Here is a 26,701-nt window from a genome sequence, read left to right as displayed (position 1 = left end):
TTGGTTTTAAAAGATTGGTTTTAGAATATAGATTTTAAGATATTGGTTTTAGGAATTGTTTGGATGAGCCGCTCGTTATGAGCGGCTTATTTTTGATGTAGATATTTGTCCAGCATGTTGTAGGGCGATCAATAGCGTTCTATGCGCTATGCGATTTCCTTATTTCACTAAAATCCAAGCATCTTGCCAATGTGACCCTGTCGCAGGAACATATTGATGAGCTGGAATGGTACACCAACCACTATAAGGAAAGCGTTTACATTGGTACACCTGACCATCACTGCCTAATACTCTTGTTCCCGCTTTATACTTCGCAATATTCTCTGGATAAACATAATGATATGTACTTGAGGGTTGAGTTGGCGGTATCGGTACTTCAGTTGGTGGTTGTGGACTAACAGGTGGTTGAGTCGGCGGTGTTGGTACTTCAGTTGGTGGTTGCGGTGTAACAGGCGGTTGGGTTGGCGGTGTTGGTACTTCAGTCGGTGGTTGCGGTGTAACAGGCGGTTGAGTTGGTGGTGTTGGTATTTCCGTCGGTGGTTGTGGACTAACAGGTGGTTGGGTTGGCGGTATCGGTACTTCCGTCGGTGGTTGTGGACTAACAGGCGGTTGAGTTGGCGGTATCGGTACTTCCGTCGGTGGTTGTGGTGTAACAGGTGGTTGAGTTGGCGGTTGTGGACTAACAGGTGGCTCGGTTATATTCTCGATGGCACGTTCTAGTTTAATTTCCACGCGTCGAATACCACTTTGCGCGCTGGTAAAGACATCATTTTTACCATTGCTTGGGATAATCTGACCTTGGCTATTTTGAATGCCTGCTCGTAAAGCAGTATGTTGTTTATTAATGGCTTCCGCCAATAAACGTGGCCAAATCTGCCGTGCACCCTGTTCAATGGAACGAATAATAATTTCAGTGTGTAGACGACTATTTTCACCATTTTCATCAAAGACCCGTGTTTTGACGCGGTCATTGATATTGAGATCATCGATGGGATTGATATCACCGATATCTGTCCATATGGTGGGAACGGCCGTAGAGGGTGGTACAGATGTACTGCTACCAATATTGACATCAATGGTGTTATAGAATGCATTGACGGTATCGGCAACATCCCATATAGCTAAAATGACATGATGACCACTGCGGTCACCCGGAATCTGACAACGATGGGTGACTTGACTTGCAGGTTGACGACCATAGCCATTGACTAGACAAAATGGCGTAAGTTCAAATGCACTACGTGCCAATGGGACATTGGGGTTCCATCCATTCTTGGTGATAAAATAGCGCCAACTTTTGGTTGCATGCATGGTGGTGTTGTACCATACAAAATCATAACTGCCATTTGTAATATTACTCTTACTCCAGCGCGTTGGGCTTTGTTGATTGAGTTGCGCAAATTGGCTCAAACCGGCACTGGCAATTTTCCCATCTGCCGGACCTGCTTGAGGAAAATTATTGCCGCCTTCTAGGCTTTGTGGTTCATAAATAATCGTACCGCATTGAGCATTTTTATTGAGTTTACACGCATAACTGCGTGATTCGGGTTTCATAACATAGCCGTGCGCAAGGGTTTCTGACGGTATGAGTGCAAAGGCCAGCACGCCCATGATGAAGCCACGTTTTATACAAACGTCAACATTCATTAGATCCTTCCTTTTTCATTTTATGATGGCGTAGCAATCGCTATAAATACGCTTGTCAATGAAAATATCGACATGTGTGGCGCTGAACAATACTGGCTATGATGCGAGACTGTAAGCCTTGGTCGGTATTGCTGAGTGATTTAAAAACCACAAATCATCAAGAAAATGCGAGGATCTTGCAATATTAAAATAAAATTTAAAAAGATAGCGTAAATGATCAGGCGATATCACTGTTGAAAAATTGCGTAACTGTGTCGAGTTCAAGTAAAACTCAATCAAGCTTTGTTTCTATTATAGCTATGATGGTATGGGCTAATGTTCCCCAAAAATAATTCAACTTAACAGTAGAAAAGAATAGCAATTGGGGGAAGCACTTCTAGTGCATGTGGTGCGAGATCATGCGGAGAATTTGCGCACATAAATCATGCAATGGGCTATGCATGAATTTGGCTCATGTTTTTGTGAAATAAACTCATTTTTATTCACGCCGAGAATACGGTATAAACTACACATGCTCTGGCGATAGACAATATATAGTTAATTCTTGATTGGACCATGCGGTAAAAATCAGAAAAGACTGGGTAATTGACTGAGAGGATTCACAAAGCAATAGCAGAGTCCTTCAAGAGCAACATATGAATGCAGTTTTATCTCAGAAATTAGGGTATCAGATCAAAATGAGTCAAGTATTTACATATACGGTTAAGAGCATTAGTTTCGATGAGAACTATCTTCCTTCAGACAATACGCGTATCACGACTAACTTTGCCAATTTGGCAAGAGGTGAGAGCCGTCAAGAAAATTTGCGCAATACCTTAAGGATGATTAATAATCGTTTTAATAACTTGGCGCAGTGGGATAATCCGAAAGGCGACCGTTATTCTGTAGAAGTTGATATCGTTTCTTTTGATATGGATATTGAAGGCAATGGGACAAACTTCCCAATTATTGAAGTCTTAAAAACCACCATTGTCGATCATAAAAATAATCAGCGTATTGATGGGATTGTAGGAAATAGTTTCTCATCTTATGTACGTGATTATGATTTTAGCGTATTACTCCTCGACCATAATAAAAACCAAGAAAAATTTAGCTTGCCAGAAAATTTTGGTGATTTACACGGTAAACTATTTAAGTCCGTTGTAAACTCAGAAGTTTACAAAGCACACTTTGCGAAACAACCTGTGATTTGTTTGAGTGTTTCTAGTAGCCGAACCTATTATCGGACTGAAAACGAACATCCAGTATTGGGTGTAGAATATCGTCAAGATGAGTTTTCATTGACCGATCAATATTTTGAGAAAATGGGTTTACGTGTACGCTACTTTATGCCGAAAAACAGTGCTGCACCTTTGGCATTTTATTTTAGTGGTGACCTCTTGAGTGATTATACTGATCTTGAGTTAATCGCAACGATTAGTACCATGGAAACTTTCCAAAAGATTTATCGACCTGAGATTTATAATGCCAACTCAGCGGCAGCACAATGCTATCAACCGCGTTTGAATCATCAGGATCACTCATTGACGCAGATTGTTTATGATCGTGAAGAGCGTAGTCAGTTGGCTGTGAAGCAAGGCAAATTTACTGAAGAGCAGTTTATCAAGCCATATAAAGATACTCTTGATCAATGGGCTGCACACTACGCGCTTTAATTTACCAAGACCGAGACATAGAAAGATCGTTTATTATGAAAATATTATTACCTACATCAACCGCTGGTAGTTTACCAAAACCGTCTTGGCTGGCAGAGCCTGAGAAACTTTGGTCACCTTGGAAGTTACAAGGTGAGCAATTACTTGAAGCCAAACAAGATGCTTTACGTTTGTCTCTACAAGAACAACGTCATGCTGGCATTGATATCGTGAGTGATGGTGAGCAAACGCGTCAGCATTTTGTGACCACCTTTATTGAGCATTTGAGCGGCGTAGATTTCGAGAAGCGCGAAACAGTGCGAATTCGTAATCGTTATGATGCCAGTGTGCCAACTGTAGTGGGTGCTGTAGCACGACAAAAACCTGTTTTTGTTGAAGATGCAAAATTTTTGCGTCAGCAAACCACACAACCGATCAAATGGGCTTTACCGGGTCCTATGACCATGATCGATACTTTGTATGACAATCATTATAAAAGCCGTGAAAAACTGGCTTGGGAATTTGCCAAAATTCTCAATGAAGAAGCCAAAGAGTTAGAGGCAGCAGGTGTTGATATTATTCAATTTGATGAGCCTGCCTTTAATGTCTTCTTTGATGAAGTGAATGACTGGGGGGTCGCAACCTTAGAACGCGCCATCGAAGGGCTGAAATGTGAAACCGCAGTACATATCTGCTATGGCTACGGCATTAAAGCCAATACCGACTGGAAAAAAACTTTGGGTTCAGAGTGGCGCCAATATGAAGAAGCTTTTCCAAAGCTACAACAGTCGAATATCGATATCGTTTCATTAGAATGTCAGAACTCACACGTACCGATGGATTTGATTGAACTGATCCGTGGTAAAAAAGTTATGGTTGGTGCCATTGATGTTGCCAGCAATACTGTTGAAACACCGGAGCAAGTTGCGGATGTTTTGCGTAAAGCACTACAGTTTGTCGACGCCGATAAACTTTATCCATCGACCAACTGTGGTATGGCACCCTTAGCGCGTGATGTGGCAAGAGGCAAACTCAAAGCATTGAGCGCAGGTGCTGCAATCATTCGTAAAGAACTTTCAGCCTAAGCAGCATTGCTTGCAGGCATTCTAAAGGGGTATCCTTAGCAGTTGATTGGGTCTTATAGAACAACGGTCTCAATTGCGGATACGCCTTTCAGTCGCAATGCGTTCTATTTACAATCTATTCAAATTATATAGCAACGCGATGAAGTATCGCGTCGCTATAGCGCAGTGTCAAAGACAGTTCAAGTTAGGAACAACGTGATGGTTGAAGTAGTAGACTTTAAAAATGCAATGTCATTATTAACTGGTGCGGTAAATGTCATTACCACAGCAGGGACATCTGGTCGTTATGGATTTACTGCATCTTCTGTATGTAGCGTTACCGATACACCGCCGTCATTATTGGTCTGTATGAACAAGTCTGCGCGGTCACATGTACACTTTATCGAAAATAAAATTCTAAGCGTCAATGTACTTGGTCCGCAGCATCAGCATATTTCTGCAGCGTTTGCATCAAAGCTCAGTCCTGAAGAACGCTTTGCTTGTGGCACATGGACTGCATTAAAAACGGGTGCACCGGTTTTAGAAGATGCCTTGGTGAGTTTTGATTGTCAGATTGATCAAATCCAAGAAGTTGGCACACATACTATTTTTATTTGCCGTATTGTTGCTATCCAAAAGAGCCAGCATAATCAAGGTTTAGTTTATTTTAATCGCGCCTATCATCATGTAGGACAGAAAGAAATCGCTTAAAGTTATTATTAAAATAAAGATCAACCGAATATCTTTTGAGGAGGATATTCGGTTTTTGATTATAATGTTTTGGGGGGATGATCTTTCCTCATAAGAGTTTTTAATTCTGCTAAGGTTTAATCAATTGCTTGTTGTTTAAATTCAGGACTAAAACGTTTAGCCATATTTACATCTCCAAAGCTTAAAACTAAATTATCTTTAGAAGGGTGAATTGTCTACTATTTTGGTTAGGATCTGGACTGTATTTTAATAAGGGGTAAAATAATGCTATTTAATTTTTTTAACCGTGAAAATACGAAAATAGAGAAAGAAGAATCTAATCCTTATTTAACTAAAAAACTGACATGGGATAGTGAAAAATTAACAGCAATTCGACTAAACGGTACTCAAAGAAGTATGTACTATAAAGACATCATACGAGTTGATATTATTTTTATTAACTCTTACTTGCCAGTACCTAAATGGACGATACAAGATGATAATTTAGACGACATCACAACTATAGACTTTTACAATGATTTAGAGCCAAATCTTACTGAATTAGTTATTGATACCTTTAATAAAAAATTAAAAGACTATGATAATAATAATGTGCATAAAACAATAATAGAAGCTATGGGAGCTACTATCGGTTTTTTTCATGTATGGAGCAGAGCAGACCTTGATCAAGTATTAAAACAGATATGGGATTCTAATAAAGATAAAATAGAAGCAAATATTGAAAAGGCTATAAATGCAGGAAAACAAAAAAAAGAGCGTACATGGTGGAAAAATATTTTTAAATCAAATAGTTGAAACAATATTGATTATACAAAGTTAGGCAGTTGGAACTGTATCAATTAGATAGTCATTTAGAAGTTTTGGGATAAGAAACAGAGCGAGTGTCTACGAGAGAACAAGCAATTTATACAACCAATGCGATTGAATCACTCAACAGCGTTATCCGTCATGCGACGAAGAAAAGAAAGATATTTCCTACTGATTAATTCAATTAAAAATGGGGGTATTACCAGTGCCTTAAGCGTGGTATTTCACCGCTAAGTATTGACTCAGTTGAGTTTAGTTCCTTTAACCATTAAGTTGAAAAAAGGCTGCAAGTTGAGTTGCAGCCTTTTTACTGGGGTATCTATGACAACTTATGTGTCGTTCAATGACATTTTATGCGTCGCAAATGTCAACTTACGTGTCGCGTGACGGCAAACCCTTACCAGCTTAGTGCACCACCAGTTTGGTAGTCGGTTACACGGGTTTCAAAGAAGTTTTTCTCTTTACGCAAGTCCATCATTTCAGACATCCATTGGAATGGATTGTTGACGCCTTTATATTGCTCAGGTAAACCAAGCTGATTTAAACGACGGTTACAGATAAACTTGAGATATTCTTCCATCATCGCGGCATTCATGCCAAGTACGCCACGCGGCATAGTGTCACGTGCATATTCGATTTCTAGAATGGTACCTTCCAAGATCATTTGGGTAACTTCTTCTTGGAATGCTTCAGACCAAAGATGCGGGTTTTCGATTTTGATCTGGTTGATCATGTCGATCCCGAAGTTTACGTGCATAGACTCATCACGCAAGATATATTGGAATTGTTCAGCCACACCAGTCATCTTGTTACGACGACCCATACTCAAGATTTGGCTAAAGCCGCAGTAGAAGAAGATGCCTTCAAGCACACAGTAGAATGCAATCATATTCCGTAGCAATTCTTGGTCTTGCTCTGGCGTACCCGTTCTAAAGTTTGGATCACCCAAAGATTGCGTATATTTTAGACCCCAAGCCGCTTTACGTGCTACAGATGGAATTTCACGGTACATGTTGAAGATTTCACCTTCATCCATACCGAGTGATTCGATACAGTATTGGTATGCGTGGGTGTGAATCGCTTCTTCAAATGCTTGACGCAAGATATATTGGCGGCATTCTGGGTTGGTAATCAAACGATAAATCGCGAGTACCAAGTTGTTGGCAACCAATGAGTCAGCGGTAGAGAAGAACCCCAGTGAGCGCTTGATGATGACACGCTCATCATCGGTGAGACCATCTTCAGATTTCCACAAAGCAATATCATGTGTCATGTTGACTTCTTGTGGCATCCAGTGGTTGGCACACCCATCTAGGTATTTTTGCCAAGCCCATTCGTATTTAAATGGTACCAATTGGTTTAAGTCGGCACGGCAGTTGATCATACGTTTATCATCAACTTGTACACGACCTGCACCCATTTCAAGTTCTTCTAAACCTGGGGCAACATCCATTTTTTCTAGGGCAGCAGATGCTCTTGCCAATGTATCGGTTGAATTCGCTGTTCCACTGGAAGTGGCGGCTGGTGTGGGTTGTGCAGCAGCCACAGACGGCGATGGTGATTTTGCATCAGATACAGCTTGTGTATTAGGCGTTTCTTGCGTTTCGACGGTTTTAGGTTGCTGTTGAGGTGCAGCCGGTTTCTGCGAATCATCTTCAAATTCGTCCCAACTTAGGATAGACATAATCGTTCTCTCCGTTAATTATATATGTTTGGTTTGACATCGTCATGACGAAGATGTCAGTTCTTTTCTGCGTAATCGATGTAATCAAAATCAAGTGGAATCATGCAGCCCAAGTTTAGGGTGCTTTATTATTCGACTTATTTTGATTGCGGTGCTGTTGGCGAATTTTTAAAAAAGCATACGCAAACGGTGAGTAGAAAAATAAGAAGGCGATGATCAATACGGCAAGACCGAGTTGGTATTGGTGTGTCATATGCGGCATGATCATGCTCTCTCTGTGTTAGTGCTGACGATTTGCTCAGTTGGTCTGAGCAAATCGTGCAGTGGTGTTTATTGACAAGCTTCGCAATCTGGATTGTCAATTGAGCAGGCTTGTGGTACGGGTGCGGCTTGAGCAAAATCATCTTCAGCAGCATGTGTCTCAGCGACTGGCGTAGCCGTTGCAACAGTTGTTGCTTTGACTGCATTTAAGGCACCGGTATTGATGGTTGATTTCTCAGCAGAGGTTGCACCGAGTGCACGGAGGTAATACGTGGTTTTGAGACCGCGTAACCATGCCATTTTATAGGTAATGTCGAGTTTCTTACCATTTGCGCCAGCAATATAAAGGTTGAGTGATTGTGCTTGGTCGATCCATTTTTGACGACGTGATGCAGCATCAACAATCCAACGTGGCTCGACTTCAAAGGCTGTGGCGAAAATTGCTTTGAGCTCTTCTGGAATACGCGCAATCTTTTGTACAGAACCTTCATAGTGTTTCAAGTCATTGACCATCACAACATCCCATAAACCACGGTCTTTTAAGGCACGAACCAAGTAAGGGTTGATGACGGTAAATTCACCAGATAGGTTGGATTTCACGTAGAGGTTTTGGAAGGTTGGCTCAATAGATTGAGAGACACCACAGATATTAGAAATCGTTGCTGTTGGTGCAATCGCCATCACATTGGAGTTGCGCATACCATCTTTTTGCACTTTGTTCCGTAGACGATCCCAGTCTAAGCGTTGGCTGCGATCTACCTCAAACATGCGTTCAGGACGTGATTGGGCAACAAGTTCTAGTGAGTCAATCGGTAAAATACCTTGATCCCACAAAGAACCTTCAAAGCTAGAGTAGCTACCGCGTTCTAGTGCTAAGTCACTAGAGGTTTTAATGGCGTAGTAACTGATGACTTCCATTGATTCATCTGCAAATTCAACTGCTTCATCCGAACCATAGGCCAAGTTCATGGCATATAAAGCATCTTGGAAGCCCATGATGCCCATACCTACTGGACGGTGTTTCATGTTCGAGTTTTTCGCTTGTGGTACAGCATAGTAGTTAATGTCGATGACGTTATCGAGCATACGTACAGCTGTTTTAATGGTGCGTGCAAGTTTCTCACGATCCAATTGACCGTCTTTAATATGTTGTACTAGGTTAATCGAACCCAGGTTACATACTGCGATTTCATCTTGGCTGGTATTGAGGGTAATTTCAGTACATAAATTAGATGAATGCACCACACCCACGTGTTGTTGCGGTGAACGTAAGTTACAGACATCTTTAAAGGTAATCCACGGATGACCTGTTTCAAACAACATAGATAACATCTTACGCCATAAGTCTTTGGCACGAACTTTTTTATGCAGTAAGTTTTGATCTTTGGCAATCGCTTCATAATGGGTATAGCGTTCAGCAAAGGCCTGACCGGTCAAATCATGTAAGTCGGGTGTTTCCGATGGCGTAAAGAGTGTCCATTCAGCATCTTCAATCACGCGTTGCATAAACAAATCTGGAACCCAGTTGGCTGTGTTCATGTCATGGGTACGACGACGGTCATCACCAGTGTTTTTACGTAGCTCGAGGAATTCTTCGATGTCTAAGTGCCATGTTTCTAAGTAGGCACAGACAGCACCTTTACGTTTACCACCTTGGTTGACGGCAACAGCGGTGTCGTTGGCAACTTTTAAGAAGGGAACCACACCTTGTGATTTACCATTGGTGCCTTTGATATATGAGTTCAATGCACGTACAGGAGTCCAGTCATTGCCTAGACCACCTGCCCATTTAGAGAGCATGGCATTGTCACGCATGGCACCATAGATGTCATAAAGGTCATCACCAATGGTTGTGAGGTAACAACTGGATAACTGCGGACGTAATGTGCCTGAGTTAAAGAGTGTCGGTGTAGATGCCATGTAGTCGAAGCTAGAGAGTAGGTTATAGAACTCAATAGCACGTTGCTCTTTATCTTGTTCATTGAGCGAAAGACCCATTGCAACACGCATAAAGAATAATTGTGGTAGTTCGAAACGGATGCCATTGCTATGAATGAAATAACGGTCAAATAAAGTTTGTAGACCTAAATAGGTAAACTGATTGGAGCGTTCTGGCTGAATTGCAGCAGCAATTTTTTTCAAATCGAATTTTAATAGTTCTGGTGACAGCAGATCAAGCTCAACCCCTTTCTTTAAGAAGGTTTCTAAAGCATCATTTTCAGCAGTATCTGCAGCAAGACCTAAAAACTCTAGACCGGTTGCAACCAGTTCATCACGTAATAAGCGTGCAGTCACAAAGCTATAGTTTGGTTCTTGTTCAATACGGGTACGGGTTGCCATCATCATGGTGGTTGAAATGTCAGAGGCTTTCACACCGTTATATAAGTTCTTAACGGTTTCATCGATGATCGCCTGTACATCGATGCCCTCTAAGTCTACCGCTGCTTTTTCAACAGTCGCTTTGAGCGCACTTAGATCTAAAGGTTGTAATTGACCTTGATCATCTGTGATTTGCAAGGTTGGGTGATGATTGGCATTGGCTTGTTGGCGCGCAGCAGCACGTTGTTCACGATAGATCACATAAGCACGAGCCACTTTTTGTTCACCGGTACGCATAAGAGCCAATTCAACTTGGTCTTGGATTTCTTCAATGTGAATCGTACCGCCTGAAGGAAGGCGACGATTGAAGGTGTTTAAAACCATTTCAGTGAGTTGTGAGATGCGGTCATGAATACGGCTTGAATCAGCGCTATTTTGACCCTCCACCGCAAGAAATGCTTTACCAATTGCTACAGATATTTTGTCTGCATCAAAAGTAGCCACATCACCCGTGCGTTTAATCACTTGTAATTGGCCCGGGGTATTGATTGCGCTCATTGTCAGCTTCGCTCCATTGGCATATTTGTTCTGTTATTTGACCGTAAATCGAACTTTAGGATGAGTTGCGATATTTTAGGACAAAACACAATACTTAGTGGTTTATATAGTTTCTGAACACAAGATACGGGAATTTTACTTGGATATCAATATTGACATTTTATAAAAGTTTTTTTCCTATTATTTGGCTATTTTAACAATTAAATACGATGAGCTTGGCTATATTTTTGGGGGGAGCCGAGGCAGCGCATAGCATAGCAAAGTCTTGCGTAGATGCTTATAGATAACTCTGTGGATAACTTCGCTTGCTGAACAAAAAAACAAAGTGACGAATTGATAAACATATTTTAAATAATTTGCTAGTATGTCGGTTAATCTAGCGCGATTTATAAGATAAAAATGATCTAAATCATCAGGTAATAATTTTTAACAAATTAATACGAGCATGTATCAGTTTGGTGAATAAGGTCTTGTTTACATTGTAAACGTGTGTATATTGCAGAATAACAAAGCTTTTAATCTGCGCAATTTAGCAGAAACAAAGTTGTGATCAGGGGTGGGTAGATGAGCAAAGAAGAAAAGTTACCAAAAATTTTAATTGTGGAAGATGATGAGCGTTTAGCGCGTCTGACACAAGAATATTTGATTCGAAACGGCTTAGAGGTTGGGGTGGAACCCGATGGTAATCGTGCAATTCGCCGCATTATTAGCGAACAGCCTGATTTAGTGGTTCTAGATGTGATGTTACCTGGTGCTGATGGTTTAACCGTATGTCGCGAAGTACGCCCACATTATCACCAACCTATTTTAATGCTAACTGCACGTACCGAAGATATGGACCAAGTCCTTGGTTTAGAAATGGGTGCGGATGACTATGTTGCTAAACCGGTTCAACCACGTGTGTTATTAGCACGTATCCGTGCGTTATTGCGACGTACAGATAAAACACCTGAAGATGAAGTTGCTCAACGCATTGAATTTGATGATTTAGTTATTGATAATGGCGGTCGTTCGGTGACATTGAATGGCGAGTTAGTCGACTTTACCAGTGCTGAATATGATCTATTATGGCTATTGGCATCCAATGCAGGACGAATTTTATCTCGTGAAGATATTTTCGAGCGTTTACGTGGCATTGAATACGATGGTCAAGACCGTTCAATTGATGTTCGTATCTCTAGAATTCGACCAAAAATTGGTGATGATCCAGAAAACCCTAAACGTATTAAGACTGTACGTAGTAAAGGGTACTTGTTCGTAAAAGAAACCAACGGGTTGTAATACGAATTCAAAAATAGATTGGCGCGTTCAGGAGCTACCTCCTTTATTTAAAGGTTTGATCAGTGTTTAAGCACAGTATCTTTTTACGTATTTATGCAGGGCTGGTCATTCTGGTGGTCCTTGTGGCGATATTTGGTTATTTGTTAGTACAAATTATCAACTATCAACGCGCCCAAGAATATCGCGAATCCCTTACGGATGGCATTAGTTATGTGATCAGTGAGGGGGTTGCGCGACAAAAAACGCGACAACAAAAAATAGATTGGATTTCTGACGCTGCAGATTTATTGGAAATGCCAATGTATTATTTGGATTCTAGTAAAATCGATTTATCACGCGCAGAACAAAAACGTATTGAAAATCAAAAAGCAGCTGTACGTTTTGATGCCAAGAAGGGTGTTGCTTACCTGATTATGGGGATCGAAGGTGATCCGCAACATTATCTCTATGTCAAAATTGACTCTTTAACCGAACGGCAAATGAAAGTCTTGCCGGTATTTATTTGGGATTATTTAGCCTATTATCCTGGACAAGAAGAAGAATATCTTAAGAAAATTCAAAAGCATTTTTATTATAATCTCAGCATTGAAAAAATTTCCAATTTAGCACTTGATTCAGAGCAATTCGGTCGTATTCAATCCGATCAAAATTTAGTGATCTATCGAGATAGTGCCAGCGTACGTGGGACAACAATCTCAATTCTTGCACCGTTAGCCAACGCGAAAGACCGTGTTTTGGTGATGGGACCGATGCCGATGTTTAATTGGATGCCCTTTAAACTGGCGGCAGGCATTACCTTATTGAGTTTATTCTTGTTGAGCCTTGGGGTGTATGGTCTGATCGTACCGATGCAACGCAAAATTAAGCAAGTTAATGAAGCACTTAATATTATGAAAACAGGGGACATGACTTTACGTGTTCCTGTGGAAGGGCATGATGAAATGGCTAGCTTGGCATCAAGCTATAACAGCATGTCCGATCATATTCAGCGCTTGATTGAGGCACAACGTGAGTTAATGCGTGCGGTATCACATGAATTACGTACCCCTGTTGCGCGTATTCGTTTTGCCATGGAAATGTTGGCAGATGAAAGTGACCATGATCTGCGTATTCAACAAACTGAGATGATTGATAAAGACATTGAGGCACTCAATACCCTAATCGATGAAATCATGACCTATGCGAAATTAGAGCAAGGTACACCATCGCTTGAGTTTGAAGAAATCGTATTATTTGATGTGTTGGATCAGGTGCGTACAGAAACAGAAGCACTGAAAACCCAGAAGCAGATTGTATTAAAAGACTTGCCACGTGATGTCATTGTGGAAGCCGAGTATCGCTATTTACATCGTGTAGTACAAAACTTAACCGGCAATGCAATACGGTATTGCGACCATATTGTACAGGTGAGTGGGGGAATAGAGTCACATACTGGATTGGCTTTTGTCTGTGTTGAAGACGATGGACCGGGTATTTCCAAAGAAGACCGTAAGCGTATTTTTGAGGCTTTTGCCCGTTTAGATGATAGCCGTACCCGAGCGTCGGGGGGCTATGGTTTGGGCTTATCGATTGTTAGTCGCATTGCATTTTGGTTTGGTGGACGAATAGATGTTGATCAAAGTCCTAGTCTTGGAGGGGCACGATTTATTATGTATTGGCCTGCCCAACGTTTTAATAAGAAAAAGCTTAAATCAGACCATGCTTAAAAGTGCTTCGATCAGCCAGCATAGTTGCCGGCTGATCTTTAATTCAATAAAAAGCTTTAACATATAAATTTAATCATCAGCATGACGTATGTCAAAGCGCAATTAAAACTGTGCTCTTAGGCTTTGCCGGTATGACCAAAACCACCAGCGCCACGATCTGTGGCTTCAAAGTCATCAACCATTTCAAACTCAGCGTGTTGTACCGGGACCAATACATATTGGGCAAGGCGTTCACCTGGTTCGAGCGTAAAGCTATTTTGACCACGGTTCCATACAGAAACCATTAATTCACCTTGATAGTCAGAGTCAATTAAACCGACCAAGTTGCCCAGCACAATGCCATGCTTATGCCCAAGACCAGAACGTGGCAGGACCAATCCTGCATAATGCGGATCAGCAATATAAATGGCCAAACCAGTTTTCACTAAGACCGTTTGACCCGGTGCAATAACAATGGCTTCATCAATACAAGCACGTAAGTCTAGCCCTGCAGAGCCAACAGTAGCATAAGTCGGCATAGGCCATTCTTGACCTAAGCGCGCATCAAGTCGTTTCACTTGGACTTTCATAGATTCATCTCTAAAACAAAATGGTGATGGAAATAACTAGTGAGACACTAGCGTTTTAATAAGGCTTTTAAATTTTGCAAATACTGCTGCGCTTGTTGTTTCGGATCGACATTTTCAGCCAATTTCTTTTTGCGACCTAACCAGTCAATTTCATCTTGCGGTAACTCATCAAGAAAACGGCTCGCAGTCATTTGTTTCATTTGACCACCATTTTTACGTTGCTCAGCCAAAGTCAATGTGAGCCCTTGTTGTGCGCGGGTAATGCCCACATACATCAAGCGACGTTCTTCTTCAATGGTTTCTGCGGCGATAGAGTTCTTATGTGGTAGTAACTCTTCTTCCAAGCCCATAATATAGACAAATGGAAACTCTAGACCTTTTGAGGCATGCAAAGTTAACAGATTGACCTTATCGGTATCTTCTTCTTCCTGTTGTTGCTCGAGCATGTCCAATAACACCATCTTACGAATAACACTTTCGATATTACGTTCATCGACATCATCCGCACGGTTAATCAGACTTTGAATACTGCTATATAAGACTTCTACGTTATCAAGTTTGGTTTTTTCTTGTGCAGGTGTCGCAGCAGTTTCACGTAAATAGTCGATATAGCCTGCTTCATTCATCATTTGGCGAATAACAGGGACGGGTTCATCGTTGTCGAGCAATTCACGGGTAAAATTTGCAATGAAATCAGCAAATTCAGCTAACTGACTGGTGGCTTTTTTCGGTAGCACCATACTGAGGCGCTGGTCTGAAGCGGCCATGAGCAGTGAAAGATGGTTTTCTTGTGCAAATAACCCTAGTTTTTCCAAGGTTACCGGACCTATGGCACGTTTAGGCGTATTGATGATCCGGAGTAAGGCACTGTCATCTTCTGGGTTAATGATGAGACGTAAATAACTCATCATGTCTTTGATTTCTGCACGGGCAAAGAAAGATTGTCCGCCAGACAGCTTATATGGAATTTGCATCTGCCGTAATTGGGTTTCCAGTACGCGTGCTTGGAAGTTACCACGATAGAGCACTGCGTAGTCTTTCCAGCTTTTGCCATTCATGAGCTTATGGGTGAGTAAGTCTTTTACCACACGTTCCGCTTCATCATCATCATTACGGCAAGTAATGATGCGAATCACTTCACCATGCCCTTTATCACTCCACAGCTTTTTATCAAAGATATGAGGGTTATTTTCAATGACATGGTTGGCAGCCTTTAGGATGCGGCTGGTAGAACGATAATTTTGCTCAAGTTTAATGACTTTAAGGTTAGGAAAATCCTCTTTGAGTAATGCCATGTTTTCTGGTTTTGCACCACGCCATGCATAAATAGATTGGTCATCATCACCTACGGCAGTGAATTGTCCCATTACGCCAACCAAGAGTTTGACCAAAATATATTGTGCAGTATTGGTGTCTTGATATTCATCCACCAATAAGTAGCGCACACGGTTCTGCCATTTATCTCGTACTTCGTGATTTTCTTGCAATAGACGCGTTGGCATCACAATGAGGTCATCAAAATCAACGGCATTATAAGCGCGCAAATTGCGTTCATAGAGTTGATAGAGGTGGGCAAACTGTACATCTTCTTCTGTTTCACAGGTACTGTGTGATTGCTCAGGTAAAATAAGGTCATTTTTCCAATCGGAAATTTTTTTCATGGCTTTCGCCACTAAGTCTTTGCTTTCTGCGCCGGATAAATTATCGCGATGCATCAAATCCATTAAAATTCGTTTGCAGTCATCGGCATCTAGAATGGAGAAATTATTCTTTAAACGGGTATTTTTAAGTTCTAAGCGCAATAAGTTTAGACCAAAAGTATGGAAGGTCGATACCGATAATCCTTTGGCTTCTTCTTTGGACAATAATTTGGTGACACGTTCTTTCATTTCACGTGCGGCTTTATTGGTAAAGGTCATCGCTGTTATACGATGTGCGGGAATACCACAATTTTTTACCAAATGCGCGACCTTGCGGGTAATCACGGAGGTTTTGCCTGAACCGGCACCAGCAAGCACCAACAAGGGACCTTGAGTATATTTCATGGCTTCGAGTTGCTTGTCATTGAGTCGACTGGCAGATGACATAATACTTCCTCTTTTTTTACCGAGCTAGATTATAGTCATGTTGTGACAACTTGCCTAACGCTTCAGCTGAATTATTCGAGATTATTCAAGAAAAATACAATTGAGAAAATACCCAAATAAGAGATACAAACAAAATTCAAGATACCAAAACAAAATAGAGGTTGTGCAGTATTGTGGAAAAGGGCAGCAATCATCTGCGGCATTGTGATTTAAGGTATTGTGTTTAAAATACTTTTAGGCATATATTGACTGCGAGGTCATTAAAATGTCGCGTTAATTAATTGCGTTGAAGCGTCAGAAATTTGAAGACCAAGCCCAAATATCAAACAAGTTCAAATAGCAAATCGGCAAAGTACTTGTCGCCATAAGATCTCTGACGACAAGCCCCGTGCCGGTTGCTTAATTTTACTTCATTTAAACTTAAGCTTAGCTTTTAGCTCGATTGAGTTTTCAGCTTGATCGGGTGTTAAGCTTGATTGAGTTTTAAGCTATCTAAATAACGATCGGCATCTAAGGCGGCCATACAGCCTGAACCTGCTGAGGTAATGGCTTGGCGATAGACATCATCAGCAACATCACCCGCAGCAAAAACGCCTGGCACAGAGGTTGCTGTGGCATTACCATGTTCACCACTGACTTGAATATAGCCATTGCGTAGCGTTAATTGACCAGCAAACATGTCAGTATTGGGTTTATGACCAATTGCTACAAATAAACCTTGAACATCAATATCTTGAGTTGAGCCATCCACGGTAGATTGGATGCGTACTGCAGTCACGCCATCGTTTGGATTACCCAGCACTTCTTCAACTTGATGATTCCAAATAATGGTGATTTTGCCTTCTTCTGCTTTTTGCAATAATTGCTTTTGCAGGATTTTTTCTGCGCGTAATGTATCGCGGCGATGCACCAGTGTTACGTGTGACGCGATATTAGACAGATACAAAGCTTCTTCAACAGCCGTATTACCACCGCCGACTACCATAACTTTTTGGTTTTTATAGAAGAAACCATCACAGGTTGCACAGGCACTCACCCCTTGTCCCATATAGGCTTGCTCAGATGCTAAGCCAAGGTATTGTGCAGAAGCACCTGTGGCAAGAATCAGTGCGTCACAGCTATATTCGGCTAAGTCACCCTTAAGAATAAATGGGCGTACACTGAGATCAACATCATTAATATGGTCATAGACAATTTCAGTGCCAAAACGCTCAGCATGGGCTTGCATACGTTCCATTAATGCTGGACCGGTTAAGCCTTCAGGATCACCAGGCCAGTTCTCAACATCAGTCGTGGTCGTGAGTTGCCCACCCAATTGCATACCCGCAATGAGGGTAGGGGAGAGATTGGCGCGTGCTGCATATACTGCTGCGCTATAACCTGCAGGACCTGATCCTAAAATTATTAATCGAGAATGACGTATGCTCATCGGAGAACCATCCTGTATGATAAAACTATTAAAAATATTGAATATGCTAGAATTATACGAGAAACTGCATTGAAGTTGTGTTGCTTCGATGTGGATAATATAGATCAAATAAATCGAATTGAACTATTGTCGTGGCGGTGTTCAGCTTTAACACACCGATAAACAATCATGCATCTTTTTTCTTTGAACAAGTGCATAATATAAAGTTTAGTTTTTAAATGATAGTGCTTTGCGTGGGCAAAAGGCTATTTCTAAATCAATACCTATGGGACAGTATATGACTGCGGTGTCAAGTGTTTATGCACAGCGCTTTTTAGTGACCATCTTTCTTGTTTCTTTTGGGATGTATCTGTTTTTAGCAACAGTCACCTATACACCTTTTGATCCAGGATGGATGCATATTTCAAGTGATACGCAACAGGTATCCAATGCAAGTGGTGTCGCTGGTGCTTGGATTGCAGATTTATTATTTGGTTTTCTAGGATGGGGCAGTTTATTACTTCCTATATTTTTATTTATTGAAGCAGTACAAGTCTGGTGGCCGAGAAGTGCATTGACCCGACCATTCCGTTATGCCGCGCAGTTTTTTATTTTATTGACCAGCGCAGCATTGTTGTATCTTTTATGGCAAGTCCCAGCAGATACACTGGATAATGCATCTGGCGGCATTATTGGTTATGAATTGGGCAGTAGCTTGGCGCAATTATTAACGGTTTATGGCGCAGTCATCTTTTTAGCTATTTTGTGGTTTGTGTTATTGACTTTAGCCTTTGGTATTCAGTGGAATCGCAGTTGGGCAACACTCAAAGCAACGCCTGCTTATTTGCAAGAATTGTTTTATCGAAATATCCCAGAAAGTGAATCCGCTTATGACTTAACCGAAGCTAAATCTACGGCTAAAACCACCCGCTCCAATCCGCAACAAACTGTACCCGCAGAGACTGTTCCTGCCGCGCAAGCTTTAGTCGAGCCGAGTACAGTTGATGAGCAGACTGTTGCCCAAGACGTGCCGAATGCTGCGCAGCAACATTTACACGCCGCACAAGCCCAGCAACTTTTCGCTGATATGCAGGCACAAGAAGATGCTGGTAACGCGGCTGAGCACATCGCAGCAGAACCAGGGGCTGTGAGCGATGATGCGTTTGAGCAAACCATTGCCAAAGCACATCGTTTGACCCAAGAAACTCAGCAAAATATTGCCAGTGGCGAAGTGTGGAAAGCCTTGCAACAACAAAATGATCACAAGCAAGAGATCGATGCCTTATTGCGGGCCGCACAAGAAGAACCTCTTGGTACATCCAATACGCAAACAAATACGACGCATGGTTATACTGCACAGTCTAGCGCAGCCCAACAGGTGATCGTGCAACCTAACAATCAGACAGCAGATCACTTGGATTGGAATGATGACAAGGTTTTTGATGAGCTTTTGGCTGCAGTACCACCAGCCGCGGGCGATCTGCCGCGTCATCATGATACACAGCCCCTCAATGCTGCACAGCAAACCAGCAGTGTTGATATGACTGTCCAGTTGGCAACAGAACTCGATAATCTGGCTAAATTGGCTGATCAAGCCGCCGTATCGCAAGATACTATGAAACAGACCTCATCTTATGCACAATCAACCCCTTTGGTTCGTGCTGCTATGCAAACCACATTGAATGCGGGTATTTCAGAAGAAGAAAAACGCTTGATTGCCAGCGATAAAGATGCTTTTCGGGAAGCTTGGCAAGAAACGGCAGGTGTTGCATCGGTCGAAGAAGGCGATGATATAGACTTTGATTTTGATGCCCCCTTGACTGATGCTTTAGGGCGACCGATGTCACGTGCGATGCAAGTTGCAGAAAAACGCCGTACATTGCCAACTTTACCGGGCTTGGATATTTTAGATAAAGTTGATCCCAATAAAAAAGTCAATTTTAGTGCTGAGCAATTGGCGCGTTTATCCGAATTACTGGAAATTAAACTGCAAGAATTTAATGTCAAAGCCAAAGTCATTGAAGCACACCCAGGTCCTGTGGTGACACGTTTTGAGCTCGATTTAGCACCCGGTGTAAAGGCATCTAAAGTAACCAATATTTCCCGTGATTTAGCGCGTTCAATGTCGATGGCTTCTGTGCGTGTGGTTGAGGTTATTCCAGGTAAACCGTACATCGGTATTGAAGTACCTAATAGCGCACGTGAGATGGTACGCTTAATTGAACTGTTGGAAACGCCATTTTATCGTGACCCTAGCGCTTTGATCTCTATGGCAATGGGTAAAGATATTTCGGGTAATCCTGTGCTAACCGATCTTGCTAAGGCGCCACATATGTTGGTTGCAGGGACAACCGGGTCGGGTAAATCTGTTGCAGTGAATGCTATGATTTTATCGATGTTACTCAAATATCGACCAGATCAATTACGTCTGATTCTTATCGACCCTAAACAGCTTGAGCTCGCCAACTACAATGATATTCCGCATTTACTCACGCCAGTTGTGACGGATATGAAAGATGCCGTCAATGCCTTGAATTGGTGTGTTAATGAAATGGAACGTCGTTATAAGTTGATGTCATTCCTTAAAATTCGGAAGATTAGCGACTATAACCGTAAGGTAGAAGAAGCCATTGCCAATGGCGAAGATCTGATTGATCCAACATGGAAACCGAGTGATTCAGCAACACAAGATCGTGCGCCGCGTTTAGGTCAATTACCGATGATTGTGATTGTGGCAGATGAGTTTGCCGACATGATTATGCAGGTGGGTAAAAAAGCTGAAGAAATGATTACGCGTTTGGCGCAAAAATCACGTGCAGCAGGGATTCATTTGCTTTTGGCAACACAGCGACCATCGGTTGATGTAATCACTGGATTAATTAAAGCCAATATTCCGACCCGAGTTGCTTTACGGGTAAACAGTAAGATCGATTCTCGCACCATCTTAGATGCAGGGGGGGCTGAAGATTTATTGGGGCATGGTGATATGTTGTTTTTAGGACCGGGGAAAATTGAGCCTGAACGTGTACATGGGGCTTTTATTTCGGATGATGAAGTGAACCGTATCTGTGATGCATGGCGCGAGCGTGGTGATCCAGATTATATTGATGAAATCCTTACACCTTATGATGAAGAAAGCAGTAGTCGTAGCGTAGATGATGGCGATGGTAGCCCAGATCGCGACGCACTCTATGATCAGTGTGTGGCTTTTGTCTTGGAAACGCGTAAGGCTTCTACCTCATCTTTGCAACGTAAATTTAGTCTAGGTTATAACCGTGCAGCACGAATTATTGACCAGATGGAAGAACATGGCATCGTGAGTAGTATGGGGGCGAATGGCAAGCGTGAGATCTTGGTTTGATCGAAGCATCGATCGCTTATTGTGAAACTATTAGTCATATTATGGATCTTAAAAATAGCTGTTCTTGGTAACAGCTATTTTATGTTAGGTCCATATCACTTTGATCATGGCAATATGATGTTGAATGCTACAGGAAATAGCTGTGAAAGCCATAAAATTGCAAACTAGATCACAAAAATGAATTAATTTAAAGGTTTGAATACAGGGTGAATTGCTATTGATTTGTAGTTGTCCTGTGATTTTATATTGAGCTGTTTTTTAGGTTTTAAAATTGGATTAATTTTTAATAATTTGAATTTTAAAGATTATTTTTTTGATTACTTTAAAAATAGACTTTTAGATGTATCGAATGGTTAAAAAACTATTCTTGTATTAGAGCAGAATATATAACAACATTGCGTTACCAAAGATTTGATCATATAAAGTTTAAGAGACAATGCTTTATATCGATAGAGTCGGTTGCTGGTAAAACAAGAGATTTTTACATTGATGATCAGTGTAAACAAAAATAACGCTTTAAATTAAAAACAAATTTTAAATCATTTCACGGTAGCTGGGCATGGATACCGTGTTAAGCAGTGCGATCGCTTTGCATAGACTTAAAAATGTTTTTAATTTTTTTCTAAATAACGGCTAGAGAGATTATAACAATGAAGTTTGCATATAATATTCTGTACGTTGAAGACGTCAGTAAAACGGTGCAATTTTATCGGAGTGCTTTTCACTTCGATTTAAAATTTCAATATGAACAAGGTGATTATGCTGAGTTAGAAAGTGGTTATACCACATTGGCTTTTAGTTCTTTTGAACTGATTCGTTCTTTAGGTAAAACACCACATCGTGCGAATGCGCAAAACCCAACTTTTGAACTTATTTTTGTGACAGATAGTTTAGAGGAAGATTTACAACGTGCCAAACAAGCTGGCGCTAAAGAAATACAAGGCATTGAAAAAATGCCATGGGGGCAATCTATTGCTTATGTCGAAGACATCAATGGTTTCTTAATTGAACTTTGTACACCCATGATGGCTTAAGCAAATCCTACAACGACTAGTGCTTATTAGATGTTGTAGGAGTGTTTCAATACATATTATTCAAAGCTGATTATGCAAACTCGGCTAGAATTTTTAAAAATTCTTCACTATGTTTGCTATTGGCGGCGATGACTTCATGAATGCGTTGTCCTTGCGGATTACGTGCTTGAAGGTTTCTACCATCGGCAATAAAGCGTTGTAATAAGCGTTTAAAATCAAATGGACGCATATGCTTAAAAGCATGATGTAATACATGAAAATCAGCATCAACCCCTTCCGGTGGAAGTTGATCTAAATAGGCAAAAACACGCTCATCTGACCATTCTTCATTGAACGTTGCTGGCTGTGATAATGCCATAACAGCATCTCCTTGATTCTCTTTATCGGGTATATCATCAACACAGGGCAAAATAACACCGTGGTTATTTTGCCCTGAAATGTTTCTAGAGAACAATCAATTAAAAAATTAATGCTCTTCAGGTAAATTGATATTCATCTCAAGCATTTCAATATTTGCTTCAGAGCGAACTTGCATTTGGATATGCTGTTCATCGACACCACGGACATAGCGATTGACCACCTGCATGATCTCTTTTTTCATTTGATCAATTTTATCTTGACTTAAACGTTTTCCTAAACCTTGTTCAGAAGCAACGATAACTTTGAGTCGGTCTTTAGCGGTTTGTGCGCTTGAAGGTTTCTCATCGCTACTAAATAGTCTACTCCAGAATCCAGCCATGTTTACGCTCCAAATAATCGTGCTAACCACCCTTTCGGTTTAATAGCAATGTGACGGTAAGGGCGCTCTTCACCTAAGAAACGTGCAACAAGGTCGTCATAAGCCTGACCCGCGCTAGCATTTTCATAAAGGATAACTGGTTTACCCTCATTAGACGCTTGTAAGACGCTTGGGCATTCAGGGATTACACCTAAAGTAGGAACACGTAAAATATCTTTAGAAATATCGTCTACGGTTAACATTTCTTGTTTATCTGCGCGTTCTGGATTAAAGCGAGTGATACATAAATGTTTACGTACGCGCCCTTCGTTTTGTTCAACTTTTTTAGTTTTACTGTCTAGCATTCCAATGATGCGGTCGGAATCTCGTACTGAAGAAATCTCAGGATTGGTTACAATGATTGCTTCATCTGCATGATACATCGCTAAAATTGCACCGCGCTCAATCCCTGCCGGAGAGTCACAGATGATGTAATCAAATTCTTGAGAAAGTTCATCCATCACACGGGCTACACCTTCATCTGTTAAGGCATCTTTATCACGTGTTTGTGAGGCTGGTAGGATATAGAGGTTTTCAATGTCTTTATCGCGGATAAGTGCTTGCTGTAAACGTGCTTCGTTGTTCAATACATTGACAAAGTCATATACTACGCGACGCTCGCATCCCATGATTAAATCTAAGTTACGTAAACCTACGTCAAAGTCTATCACAACAGTTTTATGACCACGAAGGGCTAAACCTGTTGCAAAAGATGCACTTGTAGTAGTTTTACCTACACCACCTTTGCCTGATGTAACGACAACAATTTTGGCCACCGAATCCACTCCTGTTATGGTCATATCCCGTCAAACGGGTTTGTTTTGGTGTTTAATTTATACTTTAAAATTGCAGAACTTCAAATTCAAGTTCTTGTTGTTCATTCAAAAAAATGTATACAGCTTTTTTGATAACGTGTTGCGGTATGTCATCAGCGACACAATAAGTTCCTGCAATCGATACCAGCTCAGCTTCTAATGAATGACAAAATATTTTAGCTGCTGTATTGCCACCAACGCCCGCGATAATGCGTCCACGAACACTACCGTAAACATGAATATTACCCGAAGCGATAACTTCTGAGCCACTATTCATACTTGCATTGACAATAATATCGCCATGCTCTTGTACCAGACATTGCCCAGTACGTAAAATTTCATTATGGTAAGACGTGACATGTTGCGAAACGGTAGGTTGATCTACAACATTTGTATTTTCACGATCTTGATTTTTCTCGTGATCGTTATTGGTATATTGTACCTGTTCTTTCGTCGCACGAATACGTTGTAATGAACGATCGGCTGGAATGACTGGAAATTGAATAGCGCGCGCTTGTTCTGCCAGTATTCCATCAATTACGGCCATGGGCTGTAAGTCAAGATCAATCAACAGCTGAATGAGTGCGATAAGCTCTTGTTCAACAGTACTATCGAGTACTACCAATGCACCTTGAGATGCCGATTGCTGTAAAGTTTTAGTCAATTGTGCACGGATGGCATCATGGTCATTTGTATCTAAGGTTAATCGGCTAAAATTAACCATTCTGCCAGTGATCCGCAGGTCAGCCATAGTTGTTCCTTTGCAGTATCATGTGTAATGTGATACTGAATTGAAAAAAGATAAATTAACGCAAATGCTAGAGCAAATTGATTGAATTCTCTAGCCAAGATACAATTATTTTCAATAGATTGTCTATTCTTTGACTGCTGAATCTGTTGTCAATTTTACTTTCCACTGTTTTATCTGCACCTGTTGCTTAATGGCTTCTAAACTTTCACTTACCGCAGATGCAACCAAGCGCTCCAAAGATTGGTTTTTGATATCCAGATGACTGATTGTTTCGGCAATATACTGGTAGCTAAGATTGGGGGATTCTGGTGTGCCGGTGATGAAGGGTTGCATTAAGCCATGGCTAATATTTTCGCCCAGTCGTTGTCCGATTTGCTGAAGTTGTGATTCTAAACGTCCACCTAGAAAAGGCATCAAACGTAGTAACTGATGTAACTCCGGCGTATCCACAATTGCTTGATTAACAACTTGCCCAACATGTTGGGCTACGTGTTGTTGCTGCTGTTCGAGCGCAACGGCTAAATTTTCTTGTAATAATTCAGCTAAGGTCTGTGACAGCATGTGTTGATGATGCGCCACCAACTGATGGATGATCTCTCGATGACTATTGGAGCCCGCCAATTGTTGTTGAATACCATTGATGACAGTAACGACCACACGGTCGGACAGTTCTTCCATCACTAACTCATAATAAAACACCAGTTTTTTTAAAATGCTGGTTGGTATGACTTGGTAGCCAATCTGATGTAAACGATAGGCAATGATTCCGGCACGTAATAGACGTAAAAAACGTAGTACAGGAATAATAGCCAAGACTTCATACCAATGAATGAATGGAAAAAAGAACCAGCGTTCATGATGGCGACCGGCAATAGCAATTCCCCAGCGCACAGCAAATTCAATCAATAAGAAACTGATAAACCAGCCTTCGGTTTTGAGTACCCATGGATTGAGGCTTTCTCTATAGAACTCGACCCATGCTATAAGATGTAATTTATCAAAAAACCAACTGGCAAAATGACTCATCATAAATGCATTGCCAAAGAGGCAACATAGATTGATGACAATGATGCCTAACATAAAAATATCGTAAGCTAAGTTCAGGCGCCAAAATAAGCTGCCAGGCTCGGTCTGAAATAATTTATGAGTTATTGTTTTTGACATAAGTTGTTCAACACGCTGTTTATGGAAGGACCCAGTTTAGAATCATATTCATGACAATGAGCAAAAGGGTAGCAGCGGCAATAGTCCGCTGCAAACACATGTTTTATAAGGCTTGTTCTTGTACATAACGCTGAGTAATCGTATCAATAATTTGATCTTTTTCTTGCCAGATTTGATCAACCCAATGCTGAAAGCGTTCACGGTAGTCAGCATCATCTTGATAGTCGCCCTCAAGCACCCAATTCGGTAGCTCAATTTTTCTTAAATGCACCGCAATGCGTGGTACTTCACCAAGCCAAAACTCACCATAACCGGGTGCACCATCTGGATAGACGATGGTCATATCAACCAGCGCATCAATTTTTTTACCCAGTATATTGAGTGCTAAAGCTAAACCACCCGCTTTGGGCTTGAGTAAGTGGTGATAGGGTGACTTTTGTTGGTGATGTTTTTGCGCGGTAAAGCGCGTTCCTTCTAAATAGTTTAATAGAGTGAAGGGCTGGCTTAGCAGTTGCTCACAAGCACGGCGCGCTTCTTCTAAATCACGATATTTTAACGCGGGATTTTTTGCAAGCTGCTGTTTATTATGGCGTTTCATCATGGGAAAGCCTAAAATTTTAAAAGCTTGGCCAACAAATGGAATAAAAATAAGCTCCCATTTGGTAAAGAAACGGGTAAGTGGCATGCGTGTTAAGCCAAAGTATTGATTAACCGTGGTATCTACCCAGCTTTGATGATTGCAAGTCATTAAATAACGACCTTGCAGGTTTAAGTCCAAAGCAGGATCGACCTCGATATTCCATTGGGTTTCTGGTAACACATGGTCAATCAGCCAATTATTGACACTCAACCAACTGTTGGTAATCTGAATATTGGTTTCATCAACTTTGCTGGACTTTTTAAATAGTTTGGTAAGCCCTAATGCTAATACCGGTGGACCATGCAAAAATGTGCTGCCAGTAATAACCGAGCTGACGGTCAGACCTTTACTAATCTTTTTTAAAAAGGGCTTTTTTTGCTGCGATAAGGGCATATTGTTATTCCAAATACAAATTTAATAGC

The 26,701-nt window shown here is 41.2% G+C and carries 21 protein-coding genes and 1 pseudogene; 9 read left to right on the top strand and 13 right to left on the bottom strand.

The genetic code is table 11. From position 1 onward, the window contains the following. Positions 1-159: 159 nt before the first annotated feature. Complete coding sequence (locus tag BFG52_RS17330) at positions 160-1,647, bottom strand: lytic polysaccharide monooxygenase (RefSeq protein ID WP_067556846.1); 1,488 nt, start codon at positions 1,645-1,647, stop codon at positions 160-162. A 677-nt stretch (positions 1,648-2,324) separates the two neighbouring features. Here BFG52_RS17330 and BFG52_RS12635 point away from each other — a divergent pair. The 5 genes and pseudogenes from BFG52_RS12635 to BFG52_RS17515 form a co-directional block, all read left to right on the top strand. Beyond that, complete coding sequence (locus tag BFG52_RS12635) at positions 2,325-3,302, top strand: DUF1852 domain-containing protein (RefSeq protein WP_067559543.1); 978 nt, start codon at positions 2,325-2,327, stop codon at positions 3,300-3,302. Between the two features lie 35 nt (positions 3,303-3,337). After that, the gene (locus BFG52_RS12630) at positions 3,338-4,366 is read left to right on the top strand and encodes a methionine synthase (protein WP_067556843.1); all 1,029 of its coding nucleotides are present in this window, start codon (positions 3,338-3,340) and stop codon (positions 4,364-4,366) included. A gap of 198 nt (positions 4,367-4,564) precedes the next feature. Next, on the top strand, positions 4,565-5,056 hold the full coding sequence (locus BFG52_RS12625; RefSeq protein ID WP_067556840.1) for a flavin reductase family protein: 492 nt from the start codon (positions 4,565-4,567) through the stop codon (positions 5,054-5,056). A gap of 264 nt (positions 5,057-5,320) precedes the next feature. Further along, positions 5,321-5,851 (top strand): hypothetical protein, encoded by a 531-nt coding sequence (locus BFG52_RS12620; protein ID WP_067556838.1) that lies wholly within the window; start codon positions 5,321-5,323, stop codon positions 5,849-5,851. 101 nt (positions 5,852-5,952) lie between these two features. Beyond that, positions 5,953-6,039: pseudogene (locus tag BFG52_RS17515) on the top strand (transposase); the annotation flags it as partial. A 221-nt stretch (positions 6,040-6,260) separates the two neighbouring features. On the opposite strand, the gene BFG52_RS12615 reads toward BFG52_RS17515, so the two are convergent. The 3 genes from BFG52_RS12615 to BFG52_RS12610 all read right to left on the bottom strand — a co-directional run bounded on the left by BFG52_RS12615 (position 6,261) and on the right by BFG52_RS12610 (position 10,685). Then, a complete protein-coding gene (locus BFG52_RS12615) occupies positions 6,261-7,547 on the bottom strand; it encodes a ribonucleotide-diphosphate reductase subunit beta (RefSeq protein WP_067556835.1) in 1,287 nt (428 codons plus the stop codon). Between the two features lie 115 nt (positions 7,548-7,662). Beyond that, positions 7,663-7,809 carry a preprotein translocase subunit YajC gene (locus tag BFG52_RS16675; RefSeq protein WP_071890163.1) on the bottom strand — a complete coding sequence of 49 codons (147 nt, stop codon included), beginning with the start codon at positions 7,807-7,809 and terminating at the stop codon, positions 7,663-7,665. 68 nt (positions 7,810-7,877) lie between these two features. Continuing rightward, positions 7,878-10,685 carry a ribonucleoside-diphosphate reductase subunit alpha gene (locus BFG52_RS12610; protein WP_067556833.1) on the bottom strand — a complete coding sequence of 936 codons (2,808 nt, stop codon included), beginning with the start codon at positions 10,683-10,685 and terminating at the stop codon, positions 7,878-7,880. Positions 10,686-11,249: 564 nt separating this feature from the next. On the opposite strand from BFG52_RS12610, the gene bfmR reads away from it, so the two are divergent. Both bfmR and bfmS read left to right on the top strand, forming a co-directional pair. Beyond that, a complete protein-coding gene (gene bfmR, locus BFG52_RS12605; protein ID WP_067556830.1) occupies positions 11,250-11,966 on the top strand; it encodes a response regulator transcription factor BfmR in 717 nt (238 codons plus the stop codon). A gap of 62 nt (positions 11,967-12,028) precedes the next feature. Continuing rightward, complete coding sequence (gene bfmS, locus BFG52_RS12600; RefSeq protein ID WP_067556827.1) at positions 12,029-13,672, top strand: sensor histidine kinase BfmS; 1,644 nt, start codon at positions 12,029-12,031, stop codon at positions 13,670-13,672. Between the two features lie 116 nt (positions 13,673-13,788). Here bfmS and dut read toward each other — a convergent pair whose 3' ends face one another. The 3 genes from dut to trxB all read right to left on the bottom strand — a co-directional run bounded on the left by dut (position 13,789) and on the right by trxB (position 17,757). After that, positions 13,789-14,241 carry a dUTP diphosphatase gene (gene dut / locus BFG52_RS12595; protein ID WP_067556824.1) on the bottom strand — a complete coding sequence of 151 codons (453 nt, stop codon included), beginning with the start codon at positions 14,239-14,241 and terminating at the stop codon, positions 13,789-13,791. 47 nt (positions 14,242-14,288) lie between these two features. Then, complete coding sequence (locus tag BFG52_RS12590; protein WP_067556821.1) at positions 14,289-16,328, bottom strand: UvrD-helicase domain-containing protein; 2,040 nt, start codon at positions 16,326-16,328, stop codon at positions 14,289-14,291. A gap of 466 nt (positions 16,329-16,794) precedes the next feature. After that, positions 16,795-17,757 (bottom strand): thioredoxin-disulfide reductase, encoded by a 963-nt coding sequence (gene trxB / locus BFG52_RS12585; protein ID WP_067556818.1) that lies wholly within the window; start codon positions 17,755-17,757, stop codon positions 16,795-16,797. A gap of 277 nt (positions 17,758-18,034) precedes the next feature. On the opposite strand from trxB, the gene BFG52_RS12580 reads away from it, so the two are divergent. Both BFG52_RS12580 and BFG52_RS12575 read left to right on the top strand, forming a co-directional pair. After that, the gene (locus BFG52_RS12580; RefSeq protein WP_067559540.1) at positions 18,035-21,097 is read left to right on the top strand and encodes a DNA translocase FtsK; all 3,063 of its coding nucleotides are present in this window, start codon (positions 18,035-18,037) and stop codon (positions 21,095-21,097) included. Between the two features lie 650 nt (positions 21,098-21,747). Continuing rightward, on the top strand, positions 21,748-22,131 hold the full coding sequence (locus tag BFG52_RS12575; RefSeq protein ID WP_067556815.1) for a VOC family protein: 384 nt from the start codon (positions 21,748-21,750) through the stop codon (positions 22,129-22,131). Between the two features lie 70 nt (positions 22,132-22,201). Here BFG52_RS12575 and BFG52_RS12570 read toward each other — a convergent pair whose 3' ends face one another. The 6 genes from BFG52_RS12570 to BFG52_RS12545 form a co-directional block, all read right to left on the bottom strand. Further along, complete coding sequence (locus tag BFG52_RS12570; RefSeq protein ID WP_067556813.1) at positions 22,202-22,489, bottom strand: PA4642 family protein; 288 nt, start codon at positions 22,487-22,489, stop codon at positions 22,202-22,204. Between the two features lie 108 nt (positions 22,490-22,597). Next, complete coding sequence (gene minE, locus BFG52_RS12565; RefSeq protein WP_067556809.1) at positions 22,598-22,870, bottom strand: cell division topological specificity factor MinE; 273 nt, start codon at positions 22,868-22,870, stop codon at positions 22,598-22,600. A 2-nt stretch (positions 22,871-22,872) separates the two neighbouring features. Further along, positions 22,873-23,685, bottom strand: a complete 813-nt coding sequence (gene minD / locus BFG52_RS12560; protein WP_067556806.1) for a septum site-determining protein MinD — start codon at positions 23,683-23,685, stop codon at positions 22,873-22,875. Positions 23,686-23,749: 64 nt separating this feature from the next. Beyond that, on the bottom strand, positions 23,750-24,448 hold the full coding sequence (gene minC, locus BFG52_RS12555; protein WP_407639253.1) for a septum site-determining protein MinC: 699 nt from the start codon (positions 24,446-24,448) through the stop codon (positions 23,750-23,752). Positions 24,449-24,598: 150 nt separating this feature from the next. Further along, a complete protein-coding gene (locus tag BFG52_RS12550; protein ID WP_067556800.1) occupies positions 24,599-25,639 on the bottom strand; it encodes a hypothetical protein in 1,041 nt (346 codons plus the stop codon). A 103-nt stretch (positions 25,640-25,742) separates the two neighbouring features. Beyond that, the gene (locus tag BFG52_RS12545) at positions 25,743-26,672 is read right to left on the bottom strand and encodes an acyltransferase (protein WP_067556797.1); all 930 of its coding nucleotides are present in this window, start codon (positions 26,670-26,672) and stop codon (positions 25,743-25,745) included. Positions 26,673-26,701: the final 29 nt, after the last annotated feature.

Source organism: Acinetobacter larvae (genome assembly GCF_001704115.1).
Classification (GTDB): domain Bacteria; phylum Pseudomonadota; class Gammaproteobacteria; order Pseudomonadales; family Moraxellaceae; genus Acinetobacter; species Acinetobacter larvae.
Note: the sequence above shows the minus strand (reverse complement) of the source record. Positions and strands in the feature narration are given on the sequence as shown.